Origin of the sequence: Desulfovibrio inopinatus DSM 10711, from assembly GCF_000429305.1 — a bacterium.
Taxonomy (GTDB): domain Bacteria; phylum Desulfobacterota; class Desulfovibrionia; order Desulfovibrionales; family Desulfovibrionaceae; genus Alteridesulfovibrio; species Alteridesulfovibrio inopinatus.
The window spans coordinates 96,113-112,028 of record NZ_AUBP01000012.1 but is presented as its reverse complement, the minus strand read 5'-3'; the positions used below and the strand labels follow the sequence as shown (position 1 = coordinate 112,028).

The following is a 15,916-nucleotide window of genomic DNA, read 5'->3' as shown; positions in this document are numbered from 1 at the left end:
TGAGATATGCGTATTGCCGACGCCTTTCCGGGCTGGAACCTGCACTATTCAGCATTGATAACAACGGACTTCGAAAATCGCTCGTGTAAATTGTTCCCGATGCAGTGGGGTGAGCGTTCTTATGTGGGACAGGCCGTCAAGTGCTCCAGTGTGCATGAATTCTTTAAAGTTGGCATAGTGTGTTTTTCCGGCAAGCCGTTCGACCAAACCCACGAACACTCCATCAATACTGACATGGGCATGCGGACCATAATCGACCAGCACCAGCATGCCTCCCGGCGTGATGATACGAATCATCTCCGTAAGAATGCGTTGTCTTACTGGGGCGGTTTTCTCGTGTAATGCCATTGCAATAACCGCTGCATCGAAGGTGTGAGAGGAAAAGGCCATACACGTGGCATCTTGAAGGGAGAGTGTTGCGCGCGCGCCGCAAGTACGTTGTGCTTGAGACAACATGCTTGGCGAAATATCCAGCCCGGAAACCGTCATACCTGCATCAACCAACATCCGCACGAACCGCCCCGTCCCACAGCATACATCAAGCACCGACTTGGCCTTTGCCTGTGTGAGGATTTGCACAACATGACGACGCATTGGGTCGAGCCATAAGGCCGTCGCTGGATCATATATCGCAGCAAACGCTGCATAGTCATCATGCGTGAGCGATAGGGGAGGCGTTTTCGGTCTGGCAGAGCAGTGACGGAAATTCATGACGTGTTTTCGCTGGCAGCATTTACGCGTCGTGGAGTATTCGACAATGTGTCAAGCTATTCGCTGCCCGTATCGAATACAACGCGGGCAACATAACCTTTCAGGTCGGTCACGGTGGATAAGAGCCGAGTCGAGTCCGATTCCATCGCCGCTTTCTGGATTGTTGCACCCATTTCACTGACTGGAGCCAAGCCAAAGACTTTTCCTTCGCCTTTCATACGATGTCCAAGAACCCGACATGTTTCGAAGTCGTTTTGGGGCGCCGCGATCTCGATCGTCTGGGTAAACTCTTTGACTGAGTCGAGGAATTTGGGCGCTATTTCGGCAAATTCGGGATCAACCTGCACGATGATCGGGCTTTGTTCGTCGTGTGGGGCTTTTGGGAGTTCAGGCATTTGCGGCTCCGTGTCATGTGGGGAGGAGGCTTCGTTCGTATCGTGCAGAAGGTGCGGTAACGCATCGGCAATTGCACGGTAGAGTGCATCCTTCTTTATTGGCTTGGGAAGATATGAGGTGCAGCCTGCAGCCAGACACTTTTCTTTGTCCCCGGCCAAGGCATAGGCCGTCATAGCAATAATAGGAGTAGGCTGGCCTAATGTTTGAGATTCGATTTCACGAATTTTACGGATGGCGGCATACCCATCAAGGATAGGCATTTGTATATCCATAAGAAGTAAATCATAAGACCCCGCGATAAAAGCATCAACGGCTTCACGGCCGTTGGTGACCACGGTGAGCTGGCATGACGTATCTTTGAGGTAAGCTTTGATAACATATTGGTTGAATTCTGAATCTTCTGCGACAAGAAGACGCAGTGCCCCCCAGTGCGATGGTGCCAAAGTTGAAGACACAGCATCGGAGGTAGGGGAAAGCGATGCCTCCGGTTGAAGAACCGTTTCAACGGCATGGCGCAGGCGTTCTTGTTTTAAAGGCTTGGTTAAATAATGCTTGATACCTAATTCATGCGCTTTGGCGATATCGCTGGAGGTAAAGTCTGTTGATAAAAGCAGGATACATCCTTTGGGGAAGGTCCTTGATGATTTGAGCTGTTCAATCGTCGCAAAACCATCCATATCAGGCATTGTGCGATCAATGATGAGAATATCAAATGGATGACCGGTTTCCTGCCGGATATTGGAGAGCGTTATAGCGTCTTGTCCATTTGTCGCCGTGGCGACGGTTGCTCCCCACTTTGACAGGGTTTCTTCAAGGATGAGGAGATTTTCGTGAAAATCGTCAACCACAAGAACGCTTCGTCCTTCAAGTTGCGCGACGGGTTTGCTTTTTTTCAGAATTGGATCAACGTCAGCTTCGAAATCAATGACAACGGTGAAAATGCTTCCTTTGTCAGGAATGCTCGAAACAAATATCTCGCCTCCCATCAGCTCAATCAGTCGTTTGGATATATGTAATCCCAGGCCGGTTCCACCATATTTTCGGGTAATAGAAGAATCGACCTGCGTAAAGCTGTCAAAAATGGTTGAGAGCTTGTCTGTAGGAATACCGATGCCGGTATCATTGACGTCTATACGCAAGGTCGCCCGGAACCGGGCTTCTTCACTGTTGTGCGATGGGACAAGGCGTACACATTCTGCCGTCACAAGGATATGGCCTTTGTTCGTGAATTTAACGGCATTACCGACAAGGTTGACGAGAACCTGTCGAAGGCGTGCTGGGTCTCCGTATAAATGAACAGGAGTTCCGGGTTGAATATGGCAAGCGAGTTCGAGTTGTTTTTGATGGGCTCGAACAGCCAGAATCTCACACGTTTTTTCCAGCGTATTCGAGAGATTGAATGCGATATGTTCGAGTTCAAGATGCCCCGCTTCTACCTTGGAAATATCGAGAATATCGCCGATAAGTGTGATGAGGTTTTCACTGGCCGACCGGAAGATGTTGACATATTGACGCTGTTCTGAATTCAGTTCTGTTTGATCAAGCATCTCGGACATGCCGACAATGGCGTTCATCGGAGTACGAATTTCGTGACTCATACTGGCCAGAAATTCGGTTTTGGCACGGTTGGCCTCCTCTGCGCGGTCCCGAGCACGCGTAAGCTCCTCTTCCATTCGTTTGCGTCCGGTAATATCGATAAAGGACGCCAGAATCATGTCCAGCCCCGCGTCGTTGAAAATGACAGCCATGTAGTCAAGCCAGCGTACCGTTTCATTGCGTGATCGAATACGTACTTCGAAGCGACTGGCCTGGGGAGTATCCGGCGTGAGGTCGGGGGCAAGACAGATCCCGGCGTTGGCGTCGTCTTCGTGGAGAAATCGATCAATAGGCCCCTTGCAGAAACGAAGAGCGCTTTTTTCGTCATACCCAAAGAGGGCTAATCCTGAGGGGTTGATGTAAATGGGGATGCCTTTGTTCAACATGACAATACCGGCTGCTGTGGAGTCGGCCAGAGCTTTGAAACGTGCTTCGCTTTTGGCCAATGCTTGTTCGCCTTTGAAGAGGTGGTCACTGAGATCTTTATAGGCGGTGATGACGTTGTTGACCTCATCGGCGATGGGGGAGGCGAAGCGGTGTCTGCTGGGGAGGGTGTGCAAAAAACGTTTCAATGGTCGACTGACAAAGATGATATAAGCATAAAACGCACTACAGGCGGTGATGCAGCCGAGAAGGCAAAAAAAAGTCAGTCCACGCAAGATACGATTGAGAGAATTTAATTGGAAACGGTCGCCTGTGAAGGACACGATAAGGTAACCAACGAGTTGGTCCTGGCCAGATTCCGTTTGATAGGTGAGCTGTCGATTGGATTTGACGGCATTCTTTTGTGTCGGGGTGGCGTCGGATTGATGCGTTATAAGGCTCTTTTGTGCGTCAAGCACAGAAACAGTCACAACATCAGGGTCATCCACAATTGATTTGACGATGCGTTTCAGGTTTTTGATATCTTTATGCCAAAGAGGAACGGCAAGCGCAGTTTGTTGCGTCGAGAGAATTGCATCCATTTTTACGCGGAGATTACGTTCCATGGTGCTGTTGGAGAAATACCAGAGCAATACGCTGAAGACGAAAACGCTGAACAGCGTCACCGGGATGATAATAAAAAGAAATTTCGCGCGCAATGATGACGGAGGACGCAAAAAGCGTGTGGATTTCATAGGCCTACAGGGGTTGACCGATAATGGTTATGAACAATTGCTTTTGAGAGAAAACGATATACGCGTTGGTCTTTACGTGAGCATGAAGTGCGAAAAAAGTCCATGGAAGAGTGTCAGATTTCGGCTTATAAAATAGATTCTGATTGCGTATCATGCGCAACGAGGTTCTTCTTTTGAAGAACATCAACCAGAATAGAAATATTCGTTTCCGCAAAATCTGCACCGGCCTGAAAGAGCGCATGAATGGAAAAGCGTCCTGAGGCCGAGCCGGCTGTCAACGTGCCGGCGTTTTTCCCCGTCTGAATATCCATGGGGTGATCTCCTACCATGAGACCGTGTTCAACAGGAACTGCCAACCTCTCGAGAGCGTTCGTAAGGTGAGCTGGGTTCGGTTTGACGTAAGGAACATCGTCGCGAGTAAGCAGTACGTCCGTATACTCAGCCCAATCGGGAAAAACCGTGAGCACCGCGGGGCGGCAGTTGCGTGTAATGATGCCGGTCTTGATGCCAACCTGTCTGAGTTTTTTGAAAACAATGCGTGTGAATGGAAACAATCGACCACGGGTTGCGGCTTCCACTTCCATACCTTGGATAATGTTCATGGCGTCCTGTCTGAACATTTTGGCTTGAGGTTCGGGGAGAAGGCCGGCACTCCCTTCGATCCATTCCAATGCAGGACGGTCATATACACTGGGTGGGGAATCGAAATAGGCATGCCCCATTGTGAAAAGGCGTGACTTCATAATGTCGAAATCAAGGGTGAGTTCGGCAAGGGTACCGTCGAAATCAAATATAATAGCGCAAATTGGCATGGGGGAATCACGTTGTTGATGTTAACAAACATTTTGACGATTTACGGATGTATGCGAACACGGTATGGAACAGAATACATGTGGTTTGCTATGATGTGAAATTTTGCCGTTTGTCATTACGTCGAACAAGAAGACCGAACTAGGTTGAAGACCATGACACAATCATATGACGTTATTGTCATTGGAGGAGGGCCTGCTGGATCAACGGCGGCTGCAGTGCTGGCTTCCAAAGGATGCAAAACTTTACTCATCGAGAAAAAGCAATTTCCTCGCGACAAGTTGTGCGCGGGCCTTCTCACATGGAAATCCATGGAATTGCTTCGGCATGTTCATGATGAAACGGCTGAAACGCTTGCGCATTGTGGTGCGCTGACACATCATTGTTATGGATACCGGATCCGCTATCAGAATACGGTGTTATCCGAAGGACGGACACCGCAACCCTTTCATTTTGTTTCCCGTCGAGTATTTGATCTTTTGTTGTTGAATAAAGCCGTTAGCGCAGGAACAGAAGTGCGCCAAACCGAGCGAGTCAAACGTGTCGATCCCGCGACAGGAACGATCGTATTAGAAAATGGAGAAACCGTTTCGGCGACGTACATTATTGGGGCAGACGGTGCAACCAGTGTGGTTCGTCGTTCATTCCCCCTTCCTAATGATATCTGGCAACAGGATTTGGCGACAGCTCTGGAAATTTATTTTGACCGTCACGCCGCACTCAGCGTCTCTCGGCCACATGCCGACCTGATGGAATTGTTTCCCACGGTCTATGCCGGGTTTATTCGTTCCGGGTATGCGTGGGTGTTTCCTCACGGTGATCGTTTGGCTGTAGGTATTGGCGGGCTTAATCGTTCAAATAATGGTCAATTTCGCGAACGGTTCGAAGAATTTCTTCATTTCCTCGGACTTGAGCACGGATTGGGAGAAAATATACGCGGTCATGCGCTACCCTATGGCAATTTTGTGGAAAACCCTGTGTTTCGCAAGGCGCTTCTTGTCGGTGATGCAGCTGGTTTTGTTGAAACACTTTTTGGGGAAGGCATTTATTATGCCATGCGTAGTGCGGAACTGGCAGGGAACGCTGTCGCATACGCTCTGGAGACAGACACAAGTCCTGCACCAGTGTATAAAGCCGGCCTTGATATGGATATCTATCCTGAACTTGTTTATTCGAAACGGCTACGCCGGATTATTTACGGAAGTTTGCGAGCGCTTCGCATGTTGGCTCCACTGAAGTTTTTTTTGCGTGCAGGAGGACAGTGTTTGGCGGAAATGGTCCATGGCGGACGGTCATATAGATTTTTGGCCAAGCGGCCATATTATCGAAAATCGGATGCCCGCTCAGGCCGAGCGGCCCAGATGATGTGAAACGAGTGAGAGAAACTTGGCACGCCCATGGGGACGTGCCAAATTATGAGACGTCAGCTATTCTTTCCAGTAGAATACATTGAATTTAGAGTCGATATCAGCTTTAAGTTCAGCCAGTGGCGCGGGGTCCATATCGCGAATACGGATGTAGACTCGTCGTCCATTACCTCGCGTTTCATCATAGCCCGTGAGAATGGATAAAATACGGCCGCCTTTGGCAATGATGCTGCGTAAAACTTCCGGGAGGTTCCCGGGCTCGTCGGACAGATCTATGGCGAGCTGAATACCGCCGTATTTGACGCCGGTAATGCTGATGACGACTTCGTTGACGTCGGATTCGGTGAGGATACCGACAAGGAAGTTGTCTTTATCGATAACAGGCAGCCCGCCAATTTTTTTATCGAACATAATCACGGCTGCTTCTTCAACGGTATCGTCGGGAGCCACCGTGAGAGGATTCTTCGTCATGATGTCACCAACTTTTATCTCCGACAAGAGATAGTAGAGTTCGTGGACATCAAGGGTCGTCGCTTTGGAGGGGGAAGCCTCCTTGATATCGGAGTCGGTGACGATACCGACAACACGATTTTTGTCATTCACGACCGGCAGGCGACGTAATCCATTTTCCTTCATTGTTTTTGAGGCACGCATCATTGAAGTTTCGGGAGTGACGCTTGTGACGTCTGTGCTCATCCAATGTTTGACCAGCATGCTTTCCTCCTTGGGCGTATCAGACGTGATTGAATTTACGAGAATGGTAGCGAGAGAGTTCGTCTAAAACAGAATACGGTACGCGCAATCGGCCGGTTCCCGTACCGAGTCGAATTTTGGGTTTAACACCTCCGTGAAAATCCGAGCCGCCGCTGACAGGCATGTTCAAGCGCTTGGCGATTCCGAGAAATGCTTTTGTTGTGGTCGGGGTGTGTTCTGTATAATACGCTTCGATGCCATCCATGCCCATCTCATGCAGTTTGACGATGAGCGCTTCGATTTTATCCATATCCGTGCGCATGAGTCCGGGATGGGCTAAAATACTGAGGGCGTTTTCTTCGGCCAGAAGTTCTATGGCTTTGTCGGCAGAGAGAACATCTTTGGGTGCGTATGCTCGCCCTCGGGCACCGAGATAGATGTCGAAGGCTTCTGCCACGTCATGGACCACGCCTTTATCTACAAGAACTTGAGCGAAGTGTGGACGACCGACAGCTCCTTTGGCCAGAGCCGTCACCTCTTCGTATCGGATATCAATGCCCATATCGCGCAATTTTTGCACAATGACATGGTTGCGGTCATGTCGTTTTTGGCGGAGTTCATGAAGTTCTGTGGCTAGCCGACCGGGAGATGCCGGGAGAAACAGGCCAAGAAGATGAAATTTAACATCACCGAGATGGACGGAAAGCTCACAGCCCGCGATAACTTTGATCCCATAACGCGCACCCGCATCAAGGGCCTCGGGAATACCGGAGATCGTGTCGTGATCCGTCAGGGCGATGGCTGAAAGTTTGGCGTCTTTAGCCATGTGAACAAGGTCAGTTGGCGATAGGGTGCCGTCTGAAGCAGTGGAGTGGGTATGCAGGTCTATGATGGCCATATAGTATCTCTTTTTTCTACGTGCTATGGAATTGTATGACACAAGTCAATGACTGGCTTTTGGTTGAAGGACAACGCCAAGCAAGCTATAGACATGAAAAAAACGATAAGGACAATTCTTATGCTCGATCCTAAACTTCTCGAAATTTTGGCTTGCCCCAAATGTAAGGGCGATCTGACTCCCGTGACCAGTGAAACGGGTCTGTTTTGCGAAGACTGTAACGTTGTCTACCCTATACGTGAGGATATTCCCATTATGCTCGTGGATGAAGCTGTGGCGAAACCCAATTGGGATCGCGGAGAACGCTCGTCCAAATCGACCTCGGGATCCTCGTCCTGAGCATGGTCTGTTTCTAGGTGCGATGATTGACATTGTTCTACCCAAGATTATTATGAAAAGCGTATTTTCTCAAACATCGCGTCTGACAAACTGGGTTTGAGGGAGAGCTGCCATAACAGGCTGTGGGGAAATATCTGTTTGCATGGCTGTACAGAGTTCAAAATATCTGTATGTTCATTTTTGAATGCCGCGCGTCTCACCGTGAGGCGTACAAGAACAGCCTGTGATGTATGCTTTTTCAATGGTCTGATAAGGAAAAAATTCATGGGTAAACTGAATTGGACTCCCTGGATGGGGATTGAGGACGTGAAAGACGAAATGGATCGTGTCATGTCTGAAGCCCTGTCTTCATTCCGTCAAGATGTCGTGTCCCGAAAGCGTAGTTATATCTGGACTCCATGTGCCGATATCATTGAAACTCGTGATGGATATCTGGTTCGGGTGGAGCTTGCCAGCGTTGATAGGAACGACGTTATCGTCGAGGTGAGCGGCAAAGAGTTGCGCATCTATGGAGAGCGAAGATTTGAAAAAGATGCCAGTGGCGGCGTCTATCAAATGCTTGAACGGTCGTACGGACCTTTTGCCAGAAAATTTACGCTTCCCGAAGGCATTGAAGCAGACAGTATTTCGGCTGTCATGGCTGCAGGTTTGCTTGAAGTCTCAATCCCCAAAAAACGGTCGCAATCATTGCGCCGGCGCATCATTATCGCCACCTAACTCGGTGGCGTTGGGAAATTTGCTGTCATACGTCGGATGAACCGACAACATATCCTGCCCGCAGATCGCGAGCAGCAGCTTTTCTATTTTCAAAAGGAGAATTTCTATGACCAGTCAAATCAAGACAGCCTTGCTTCTTGGGCTCATGACTGCACTGATCATTTTTCTCGGCGGTGCACTTGGTGGCCGTGCTGGCCTTGTCATCGCGTTTGGTCTGGCTCTCGTTATGAATATTGGGAGCTATTGGTATTCCGACAAGATTGTCCTGTCCATGTACCGAGCCAGAGAACTCGATGCAGCCGATGCTCCGGGGCTCCATCGTATGGTTGAGGAGTTGGCACACAATGCGGGTTTACCGAAGCCTCGTATTTATCTTGTGCCCGGCGATGCTCCCAATGCGTTTGCAACGGGGCGTGATCCTCACCATGCCGCTGTTGCTGTTACCGAAGGTATTTTACATCTTGTTTCTCCTGAAGAGCTTCGCGGAGTTCTGTCTCATGAGATGGGGCATATCAAGAATAGGGACATTCTCATTCAAACCATTGCCGCCACCATGGGAGGAGCAATCATGATGATTGCCAATATGCTCCAATGGGGTGCTATTTTCGGCATGGGATCCTCCAACGACGACGAGGGCGGCATAGGCGGTTTCGGAGCCATACTGTTGGCGATTCTTGCCCCGATTGCAGCGAGCCTGATTCAAATGGCGATTTCACGATCCCGTGAATATCTGGCTGATGCAACCGGTGCCGAGCTCTCGCACACGCCGTTGGCCCTGGCTTCGGCTCTTGGTAAACTGGATAGCTATGCCCGAGGGCATCGTGTACAGGCCAATCCGGCTACAGCACACATGTTCATCGTGAATCCGTTTTCCGGTCATTCCATGGGAAATTTGTTCAGCACGCACCCCCCGACGGAAGATCGTATTCGCCGGTTGCAGCAAATGGCCGGGAGATAGCTGTTGTGTCTCGAAACTGGAGAAAATTGCAATACATAACGCTTAGTGTCTGCATGCTGGTCTGTATCGCCATGCAGGCGCTGGCGGCTGTTCCGGCGGATGAGGTTCGCATCACCCCGGTTGTTCGCGCGGTCATGGCGGCGTCTCCGGCTGTCGTCAACATCACGACAACTGTAGAGACACGCACTCCAACGTCGCCGTTTCACGGGATGTTCCCGCAGGAATTCTTTGGAGACGCCTTTGACCAGATGCGATCGCAAAAGCGGCAAAGTCTGGGGTCGGGGGTGATTATCGATGGTCAGAAAGGCTTGGTTTTAACGAATGCGCACGTTATTTCCGAAGGTGGGTATATCACGGCCAAACTTCTTGATGGCCGAGAATTTACCGCAGAACTTGTGGCTTCGGAACCTGATTTCGATCTCGCCGTACTCCACTTGGAAAATGCCAAGGGGTTACCCCAGCTGGAAATGGGAGACTCTGCTGGTTTGCTCATGGGAGAAACCGTTATCGCCATTGGGAATCCTTACGGATATTCCAATACCGTAACGACCGGTGTTGTTTCAGCCGTAAAGCGTTCTCTAGAGACCAAGGGAGGTATGTATACCGACCTTATTCAAACCGATGCGGCGATTAATCCCGGCAATAGCGGGGGACCGCTTCTTGATATTCATGGTCGATTAGTCGGCATTAACACAGCAATTCAAGCTGGAGCCGAAGGAATCGGTTTTGCCATTCCTATTGATAAAGCGAAACGTGTTGTTGCCGAACTGGTTGGAACAGGCAAAGTCAGCCCCGTCTGGCTCGGTCTGGCCGGTCAAAGTTTAGATGGCGCTATGGCGTCGTATTTTGGGCTTGCCTCAATGAATGGCTTACTCGTGACCGAAGTCTACAAAGGGACTGAAGCTGAACGTGCGGGCCTTGTGCCGGGAGATGTCATCTTATCGGTTGCGGGGGTGCCTCTTGTCGACAAGGAGCATTTCGTTAGCGTGCTGCGGAACGCGACGGCTGGCGAAACATTAACCTTGCGCGTGCATCGGAAAGGAAAGCCCTTTGATATGACAGCCCGGGCAACGCCGTTTACAACAGACGATGCCATGAGAATCATTTCGATTCGTTGGGGACTCAAAGCTCTTCCTGCGAAAAAGGGATCGGGTATCTTGGTCTCGGTTGTAGAGCCAGGATCAGCGGCTGGAAAAATTGGGTTGCGTTCCGGCGATCGCATTTTGAAAATCGGCTCAACAACATTGTCTGATATGGATGATTTCATCAAGGCGGCTTTATTGTATCGGATGCAAAATTCTTTGATATTCATTGTGTCACGTGATGGACGATTATATAGGGTACGTTTCCAGGTTTAGGCTGGTTCTTGACATAGAAACATAATAAAAAGCGATCCTGCCGAAACGGAAGGATCGCTTTTTAAATTTTTGATATTCTCTACGATGGTCAACGGACGGCTCGTCGCAACCGGAGCGCTGTGGAGGGGGGCAATTGAGGAACTCGCTTCGGAGGCGTATCAACATTGATACCGGACAAGAATCGCCAGACCGAATCCAGTGGAATATGGGTACGTAAATACTCTTCACACCGTGCATGACTATAATGGTGGACAATACTTGTATTGATGATGCCGAGCTTGAGATTGTTTTCCCATAGCGCTTTGTTAAAAGCTATATTTTCCGTGGATGCCGTATTGGGATAGCGGCGCACAGGGAGAGGAAGGACTTTCTGAATGAGACGTTGGTCGTAGATAATACAATTGACATTGAGAAAGTTGAGATAGTCATAAGGTTGAGGACCTTGTTCGAGGAATGACTCCACGAGGTTGTCGGTAAGCACTTTGTCCCAAATCCAACGATGATATACCCAGTTGTCTTCAACTGGTGGGCCTGCAAACATGGACCGTTCAGACGGGTACGCCGCATTGAGAAATGGGATGAGGCTATGACGTCCTGTCGCACTGACTGGAGTTAACGGTGAAAGTACCGGAACATCTGTTCTATGCCGGTGCAATTGGTAGGCATGCAGGAGATGTTCAAGCCAATTGGGCGTGACAAAGAGATCTTCTTCAATCTTGATAATGACGTCGTGCCCATGGCGGGCAAGAAGCGTATTTTGAGCAATATTGACCGCTGGGATAAGTCCGCGTGGTCGGCAATCAAGAACAGAAACGTTTGAATGGCGATTGCGAAACCGTTCGATGACCGCTGCATGCTCTTCGGTGACGCTGTTTGCCAACACGTATATTCTTTTGAGTCGACTAAGATCGGTAAATCGCTCAAGGCACTTGACGCACAGCATGAAACAGTCGAGCCGGTGCGACGTGAGAAGCATCAAGACCGGCTTGATACTGTTTGTGGGTGGTTTGAGAACACTGATCTTGGCCATAATAGAAACCTTAATTTGATATGGACTACGGTGGCATACTGAGTTCACCAATTAACTTGTCGGCCATGGAACAAAAAAACTTTAGGTTTGGTTTTTAATTTTTTTCTTCAGCTTCAACAATTTGAAATCGATGGAGAAAGTTCAAGCTGGCTGTGTGTGACGCTTGACACTGAGAAAAAGATGTGGCTAAGGCAACAAAGGCTTTTGACGAACCAATCAGCTTGGGATGTTAAAAGGATAAAGCGATCCCAAAATACCTAAGAAGGTTCACGGGATACATTCGTTGCCGGCGGTGTCGGGCCGCAAGTCAAAATGATGTATTCAGCGCATCCGACCCGTTCCCCACGCCGGAGATTCGGTATGCCACTTACTAAACCACTGGAGGAAAAAAATGGGTTACAAAATCACCATCGACACGGACAAGTGCACTGGCGACGGCGAATGCGTAGATGTCTGCCCCGTCGAAGTTTACGAACTGCAGGACGGCAAAGCCGTTGCTGTTAACGAAGAAGAATGCCTGGGCTGCGAATCCTGCATCGAAGTTTGTGAGCAGGATGCTCTGACCATCGAAGAAGACTAAGCTCTTTTTCTGTTATTGTTCGCATTGTTGACGGGAGCGGTCGCGCACCTTGACCGCTCCCGTTTATATTCTTTTCGTCGTATCAACGCGGCGTCCAAACATCGCTTACGTTGACGGCTCTTGCCGAAAACAGCGACCGACCGGTATCCGGAGCAAACGGATGGCATTGGATTTTTCCAAATATTTCGAAGCGTATGAAAAGCTGTGTTCCGAAGTCGATGCGGTTTTTGGCCGTGTCAAAGAGCAGTGTGGCGATGGTGTCACCTGTACGGTCAAATGCAGTGATTGTTGTCATGCAGTTTTTGATATTACGCTGGTGGAAGCAGTTTACCTCAATTATCATCTTCGCTCCAGCATCGGATCTGGAGAAGCGCTCTCCCAGCTGGAAGAACTCGCCAACAGGGCCGACCGTGAGCTGTTTCGGCTCAAACGCCAAGCTTATAAAGCACAGCAGCGCGGTATGGATGATATGGAGATTTTGGAAACTATGGGCAAAGAACGCATTCGATGCCCACTGTTGAATGACTCCGATATGTGTATTGCCTATGCGCACCGACCCATCACGTGTCGCTTGTACGGCATTCCCATGGAAATCGGGGGACAGTCCAGAACGTGCGGAAAGTCTGGATTCCAGCCTGGAGGAAATTATCCAACCGTCAAAATGGATAAAGTCCAGGAGCGTCTTTTAGCTTTGTCACAGGCGTTGATCGACGACCTGCCGACGCGGTTTAGTCATTTGTCTCGTTCTCTTGCTCCGGTCTCGCAGGCTATCCTATCGCGTTATGATGAAGAGTTTTTCGGTTTAGAGGACGGTGATGACGATGGTCAGGGGCCTGATTCGCCCGCTTCGACGAAGGAGTAGGACGGTATGAGTGACGACCCCATTGATGAATTCGAAGCGCAAAAAAAGGCGATTTATGAGAAGATTTCGCCTCGTCGACGAAAATTCATCGATAAAATCGGCTACGACCAATGGAATCCTTTTCAGAAGCCGTTCGATCCCATTGATATTCGGCAAGACCCGACCAAGCGGACAACGCAGCAGCTCATGAACGAATTTTTGGGCTCACGCAAAGGACACGTTTCTCAGGGAGAATACCTGAAGGGAGCGTGGGAAGCTTGTGTCGGACTGACAAATCATCGGGAACGCCAAATCGGCATGCGCGATTTTGTTCTGTGGTACACGGAACTCCTCGAGAAAGAAGGCCATAGCGCAAGCATGGCAGAAAACAAGGCGGACTAATCACAATGACCGATAACAAGTCTACAGACGAATACATTGTCGAGCTTGAAAAGAAGCTGGAAAAAAATGACCAGTGCGGCAATACGCATTACAATTTGGGTGTGGCCTACTTGTCGAAACGGCGCATCGAAGATGCTGAGCGCGAGTTCATGAAAGCGACGGAGTGCTCTCCGACGTTGGCCGAAGGCTTTGTACAACTTGGTGGCATCGCTTTGCATCGTGGTGACCTTGATGATTGCCTGCGGTATAATCTTATGGCGACGAAAGCTCGTCCTCGATTTGCGGTTCCGCATGGAAACATCGGGTTTGTCTTCCTCCAGAAAGGAGATGTGGATAAAGCCATTGATTCCCTGAGACGAGCTATCCGCTTTGATTCTCAGTTTGTTCAGGCTATTTCCACCCTGGGAAGCGCCTATTTTATGAGTGGTGATATTGAAGGCGGGATTGAAGAGAGTTTGAAAGCTATCCGACTTCAGCCCAAATTCGGTCCTGCACATAACAATCTGTGCTTGGCTTATATTGAAAAAGGTGAATTCGCGAAAGCCATCGAGCATTGCGACCAGGCCTTGGCGTCGGGCTATTCTGTCCCGCAGGAAGTGCTTGACGAATTAGCACCGCACCGCGCTGACGGATAATTTCAGTATCCAGTGGAGAGGGTCGGGGAAACACGGCCCATAAAAAGCCTGGGGCGCTGTCACGTCAAATACGTGACAGCGCCCCAGGCTTTTTCGTGGTTGAAACACGTCGAGCCGGCGCAGATGAAGTGTCTTTATAGCAAGGAATACAACTGGACGTGCCGACAATCGTCCTTGGCTATTCGTCGTCGAACAAGCCGATCAGTTGCGCGACACGAGCAGGATCAAGTCCACTGTGGACTTCTGAGATATCTCCGCCTGACTGGGTAACAAATGCCAGGGCATCGGCTGCTTCTTGTTGTGTCGTAATGCTAGAAAGGCGAACTTCATCATGGGGCTTCGAGGAAGAGTTGACGGCGTCGGCCGAGTCCTGACGGCGGGTCAAGCTATCAATACCCAGACCGCCTTGTTGAAAAAGACCGGAGGTCAAACCGGTGATACTGGTGGTCATTTTTGCCTCTCCTTTGGGTTTACTTGTTAATCATGCAAAATACAGGCCGTTCGTGGATCTCGTTGGAGAAGCGAGAACATTGAAAAAATTGCAAGATATCTGGTCAAAAAGACGACAATGGATTATCTTTATTCTTCAAGAAAATTCCAAGGCCCAAGGAGAAACTATGAGCAAACGTTTGTCTTTCACGAAGTATGAAAGCCCGGTCGCGTCGCAGTTTCGTCGCATGATGACGGAGGCCGAATCCACGGAAGATGTGAAGAAGTTTTTCGGACAGATTATGGATGACTTGCTCGACAATGTATTCCAGGAGGCCGGCAGAGGGCGATATGAAATTATCGCATTTGCTGAAGACAAACCATTTTATGAGGTGTCTGACGCGCTGAAGGCGAAACCCGAATTTACGGAAATCTGGGAAACCTCAGATCTTCCCGATATTGTGGGCAGGCTGGCCGAGAAAGCGCGCAATCAATATATGCATAGGCAAAAAAATCCGGAAAAAACTGAAGCCAAAATCTATCATAACAACGACATCGGAACCTAAGCATGGATGGAGCCCGGCTTTCGCATACGATACGTCACCCTGTTGGGCTGTCTCGTCATGTGGACGTCGGGCTTGATCATCCTGTCATGTGGCATGACAGGGATTTTCGATATTTTTTGTGGAGCCCGTGAAGGGGGCAAGAAAAAGATTGGTGTGTGCTCTGCTTTGACGTGGCAAAATGGCCAAAACTGAAAAAAGGGTCCAGTTTTTCAACTGGACCCTTGATTCTTCTGGCTCCCCGGGACGGACTCGAACCGCCAACCTAGTGGTTAACAGCCACCCGCTCTGCCGATTGAGCTACCAGGGATTGTGTGGCTTGCGCCGTCAGCGCGAAAAAAGCTATTAGGGGTAAGGTGGGGGTTCTGTCAACAAAAAAAATAAAAAAAGTTAAAAAAAGTTTTTTTTCGCGAAAATTGATGGGCAAACAGGCTTGCCTTGTTCGCTTGGGAGGAGCAGAAGAGGGGGGTCAAAC

General features: G+C 49.5%; 17 protein-coding genes and 1 tRNA gene. 10 read left to right on the top strand and 8 right to left on the bottom strand.

Annotation, left to right across the window (positions count from 1 at the left end; all coding sequences use genetic code 11):
* Positions 1–48 precede the first annotated feature (48 nt).
* From G451_RS28900 to G451_RS28890, 3 genes are all read right to left on the bottom strand, one after another.
* On the bottom strand, positions 49–711 hold the full coding sequence (locus G451_RS28900; RefSeq protein ID WP_051261394.1) for a class I SAM-dependent methyltransferase: 663 nt from the start codon (positions 709–711) through the stop codon (positions 49–51).
* Between the two features lie 56 nt (positions 712–767).
* Positions 768–3,821, bottom strand: coding sequence for a response regulator (locus tag G451_RS32670; protein ID WP_084448508.1), 3,054 nt, complete (start codon positions 3,819–3,821; stop codon positions 768–770).
* 125 nt (positions 3,822–3,946) lie between these two features.
* Positions 3,947–4,633: an HAD family hydrolase gene (locus G451_RS28890; protein WP_034641788.1), complete on the bottom strand. Its 687-nt coding sequence runs from the start codon at positions 4,631–4,633 to the stop codon at positions 3,947–3,949.
* Positions 4,634–4,786: 153 nt separating this feature from the next.
* Here G451_RS28890 and G451_RS28885 point away from each other — a divergent pair, with 153 nt between their 5' ends.
* Positions 4,787–6,001: a geranylgeranyl reductase family protein gene (locus G451_RS28885; RefSeq protein WP_051261392.1), complete on the top strand. Its 1,215-nt coding sequence runs from the start codon at positions 4,787–4,789 to the stop codon at positions 5,999–6,001.
* A 57-nt stretch (positions 6,002–6,058) separates the two neighbouring features.
* Here the strand turns inward: G451_RS28885 and G451_RS0111095 are convergent, their stop codons facing one another.
* Positions 6,059–6,712, bottom strand: coding sequence for a CBS and ACT domain-containing protein (locus G451_RS0111095; protein ID WP_027184319.1), 654 nt, complete (start codon positions 6,710–6,712; stop codon positions 6,059–6,061).
* A gap of 19 nt (positions 6,713–6,731) precedes the next feature.
* Positions 6,732–7,589: a PHP domain-containing protein gene (locus G451_RS28880; RefSeq protein WP_034641786.1), complete on the bottom strand. Its 858-nt coding sequence runs from the start codon at positions 7,587–7,589 to the stop codon at positions 6,732–6,734.
* A 120-nt stretch (positions 7,590–7,709) separates the two neighbouring features.
* On the opposite strand from G451_RS28880, the gene G451_RS0111085 reads away from it, so the two are divergent.
* The 4 genes from G451_RS0111085 (at position 7,710) to G451_RS0111065 (ending at position 10,961) form a co-directional block, all read left to right on the top strand.
* Positions 7,710–7,928, top strand: coding sequence for a Trm112 family protein (locus G451_RS0111085; RefSeq protein ID WP_245587808.1), 219 nt, complete (start codon positions 7,710–7,712; stop codon positions 7,926–7,928).
* 264 nt (positions 7,929–8,192) lie between these two features.
* The gene (locus G451_RS0111075) at positions 8,193–8,645 is read left to right on the top strand and encodes an Hsp20/alpha crystallin family protein (RefSeq protein ID WP_027184316.1); all 453 of its coding nucleotides are present in this window, start codon (positions 8,193–8,195) and stop codon (positions 8,643–8,645) included.
* Positions 8,646–8,751: 106 nt separating this feature from the next.
* Positions 8,752–9,603: a zinc metalloprotease HtpX gene (htpX, locus tag G451_RS0111070; protein ID WP_027184315.1), complete on the top strand. Its 852-nt coding sequence runs from the start codon at positions 8,752–8,754 to the stop codon at positions 9,601–9,603.
* A gap of 5 nt (positions 9,604–9,608) precedes the next feature.
* Positions 9,609–10,961, top strand: coding sequence for a trypsin-like peptidase domain-containing protein (locus tag G451_RS0111065; RefSeq protein ID WP_027184314.1), 1,353 nt, complete (start codon positions 9,609–9,611; stop codon positions 10,959–10,961).
* 88 nt (positions 10,962–11,049) lie between these two features.
* Here the strand turns inward: G451_RS0111065 and G451_RS0111060 are convergent, their stop codons facing one another.
* A complete protein-coding gene (locus G451_RS0111060) occupies positions 11,050–11,991 on the bottom strand; it encodes a glycosyltransferase family 2 protein (RefSeq protein WP_027184313.1) in 942 nt (313 codons plus the stop codon).
* A 391-nt stretch (positions 11,992–12,382) separates the two neighbouring features.
* On the opposite strand from G451_RS0111060, the gene G451_RS0111055 reads away from it, so the two are divergent.
* The 4 genes from G451_RS0111055 (at position 12,383) to G451_RS0111040 (ending at position 14,449) form a co-directional block, all read left to right on the top strand.
* A complete protein-coding gene (locus tag G451_RS0111055; protein ID WP_027184312.1) occupies positions 12,383–12,571 on the top strand; it encodes a ferredoxin in 189 nt (62 codons plus the stop codon).
* Positions 12,572–12,731: 160 nt separating this feature from the next.
* Entirely contained in the window at positions 12,732–13,433 is a 702-nt protein-coding gene (locus tag G451_RS28875; RefSeq protein ID WP_051261390.1) for a YkgJ family cysteine cluster protein, read from the top strand.
* A 6-nt stretch (positions 13,434–13,439) separates the two neighbouring features.
* Complete coding sequence (locus G451_RS0111045; protein WP_027184311.1) at positions 13,440–13,814, top strand: hypothetical protein; 375 nt, start codon at positions 13,440–13,442, stop codon at positions 13,812–13,814.
* 5 nt (positions 13,815–13,819) lie between these two features.
* On the top strand, positions 13,820–14,449 hold the full coding sequence (locus G451_RS0111040; RefSeq protein ID WP_027184310.1) for a tetratricopeptide repeat protein: 630 nt from the start codon (positions 13,820–13,822) through the stop codon (positions 14,447–14,449).
* A gap of 178 nt (positions 14,450–14,627) precedes the next feature.
* Here the strand turns inward: G451_RS0111040 and G451_RS0111035 are convergent, their stop codons facing one another.
* Entirely contained in the window at positions 14,628–14,900 is a 273-nt protein-coding gene (locus G451_RS0111035) for a hypothetical protein (protein ID WP_027184309.1), read from the bottom strand.
* A gap of 166 nt (positions 14,901–15,066) precedes the next feature.
* Between G451_RS0111035 and G451_RS0111030 the strand changes: the two genes are divergently transcribed.
* On the top strand, positions 15,067–15,444 hold the full coding sequence (locus G451_RS0111030) for a hypothetical protein (protein WP_027184308.1): 378 nt from the start codon (positions 15,067–15,069) through the stop codon (positions 15,442–15,444).
* A gap of 231 nt (positions 15,445–15,675) precedes the next feature.
* Here the strand turns inward: G451_RS0111030 and G451_RS0111020 are convergent.
* A tRNA-Asn gene (locus tag G451_RS0111020) sits at positions 15,676–15,751 on the bottom strand.
* Positions 15,752–15,916 lie beyond the last annotated feature (165 nt).

Excerpts from the sequence above, each read along its gene's own strand:
- G451_RS0111085 (WP_245587808.1), top strand. The coding sequence starts at position 7,710 with ATGCTCGATCCTAAACTTCTCGAAATTTTGGCTTGCCCCAAATGTAAG.
- G451_RS0111040 (WP_027184310.1), top strand. The coding sequence starts at position 13,820 with ATGACCGATAACAAGTCTACAGACGAATACATTGTCGAGCTTGAAAAG.
- G451_RS0111045 (WP_027184311.1), top strand. The coding sequence starts at position 13,440 with ATGAGTGACGACCCCATTGATGAATTCGAAGCGCAAAAAAAGGCGATT.
- G451_RS0111055 (WP_027184312.1), top strand. The coding sequence starts at position 12,383 with ATGGGTTACAAAATCACCATCGACACGGACAAGTGCACTGGCGACGGC.
- G451_RS28890 (WP_034641788.1), bottom strand. The coding sequence starts at position 4,633 with ATGCCAATTTGCGCTATTATATTTGATTTCGACGGTACCCTTGCCGAA.
- G451_RS0111095 (WP_027184319.1), bottom strand. The coding sequence starts at position 6,712 with ATGCTGGTCAAACATTGGATGAGCACAGACGTCACAAGCGTCACTCCC.
- G451_RS0111060 (WP_027184313.1), bottom strand. The coding sequence starts at position 11,991 with ATGGCCAAGATCAGTGTTCTCAAACCACCCACAAACAGTATCAAGCCG.
- htpX (WP_027184315.1), top strand. The coding sequence starts at position 8,752 with ATGACCAGTCAAATCAAGACAGCCTTGCTTCTTGGGCTCATGACTGCA.
- G451_RS28880 (WP_034641786.1), bottom strand. The coding sequence starts at position 7,589 with ATGGCCATCATAGACCTGCATACCCACTCCACTGCTTCAGACGGCACC.
- G451_RS28875 (WP_051261390.1), top strand. The coding sequence starts at position 12,732 with ATGGCATTGGATTTTTCCAAATATTTCGAAGCGTATGAAAAGCTGTGT.
- G451_RS0111035 (WP_027184309.1), bottom strand. The coding sequence starts at position 14,900 with ATGACCACCAGTATCACCGGTTTGACCTCCGGTCTTTTTCAACAAGGC.
- G451_RS32670 (WP_084448508.1), bottom strand. The coding sequence starts at position 3,821 with ATGAAATCCACACGCTTTTTGCGTCCTCCGTCATCATTGCGCGCGAAA.
- G451_RS28900 (WP_051261394.1), bottom strand. The coding sequence starts at position 711 with ATGAATTTCCGTCACTGCTCTGCCAGACCGAAAACGCCTCCCCTATCG.
- G451_RS0111075 (WP_027184316.1), top strand. The coding sequence starts at position 8,193 with ATGGGTAAACTGAATTGGACTCCCTGGATGGGGATTGAGGACGTGAAA.
- G451_RS0111030 (WP_027184308.1), top strand. The coding sequence starts at position 15,067 with ATGAGCAAACGTTTGTCTTTCACGAAGTATGAAAGCCCGGTCGCGTCG.
- G451_RS28885 (WP_051261392.1), top strand. The coding sequence starts at position 4,787 with ATGACACAATCATATGACGTTATTGTCATTGGAGGAGGGCCTGCTGGA.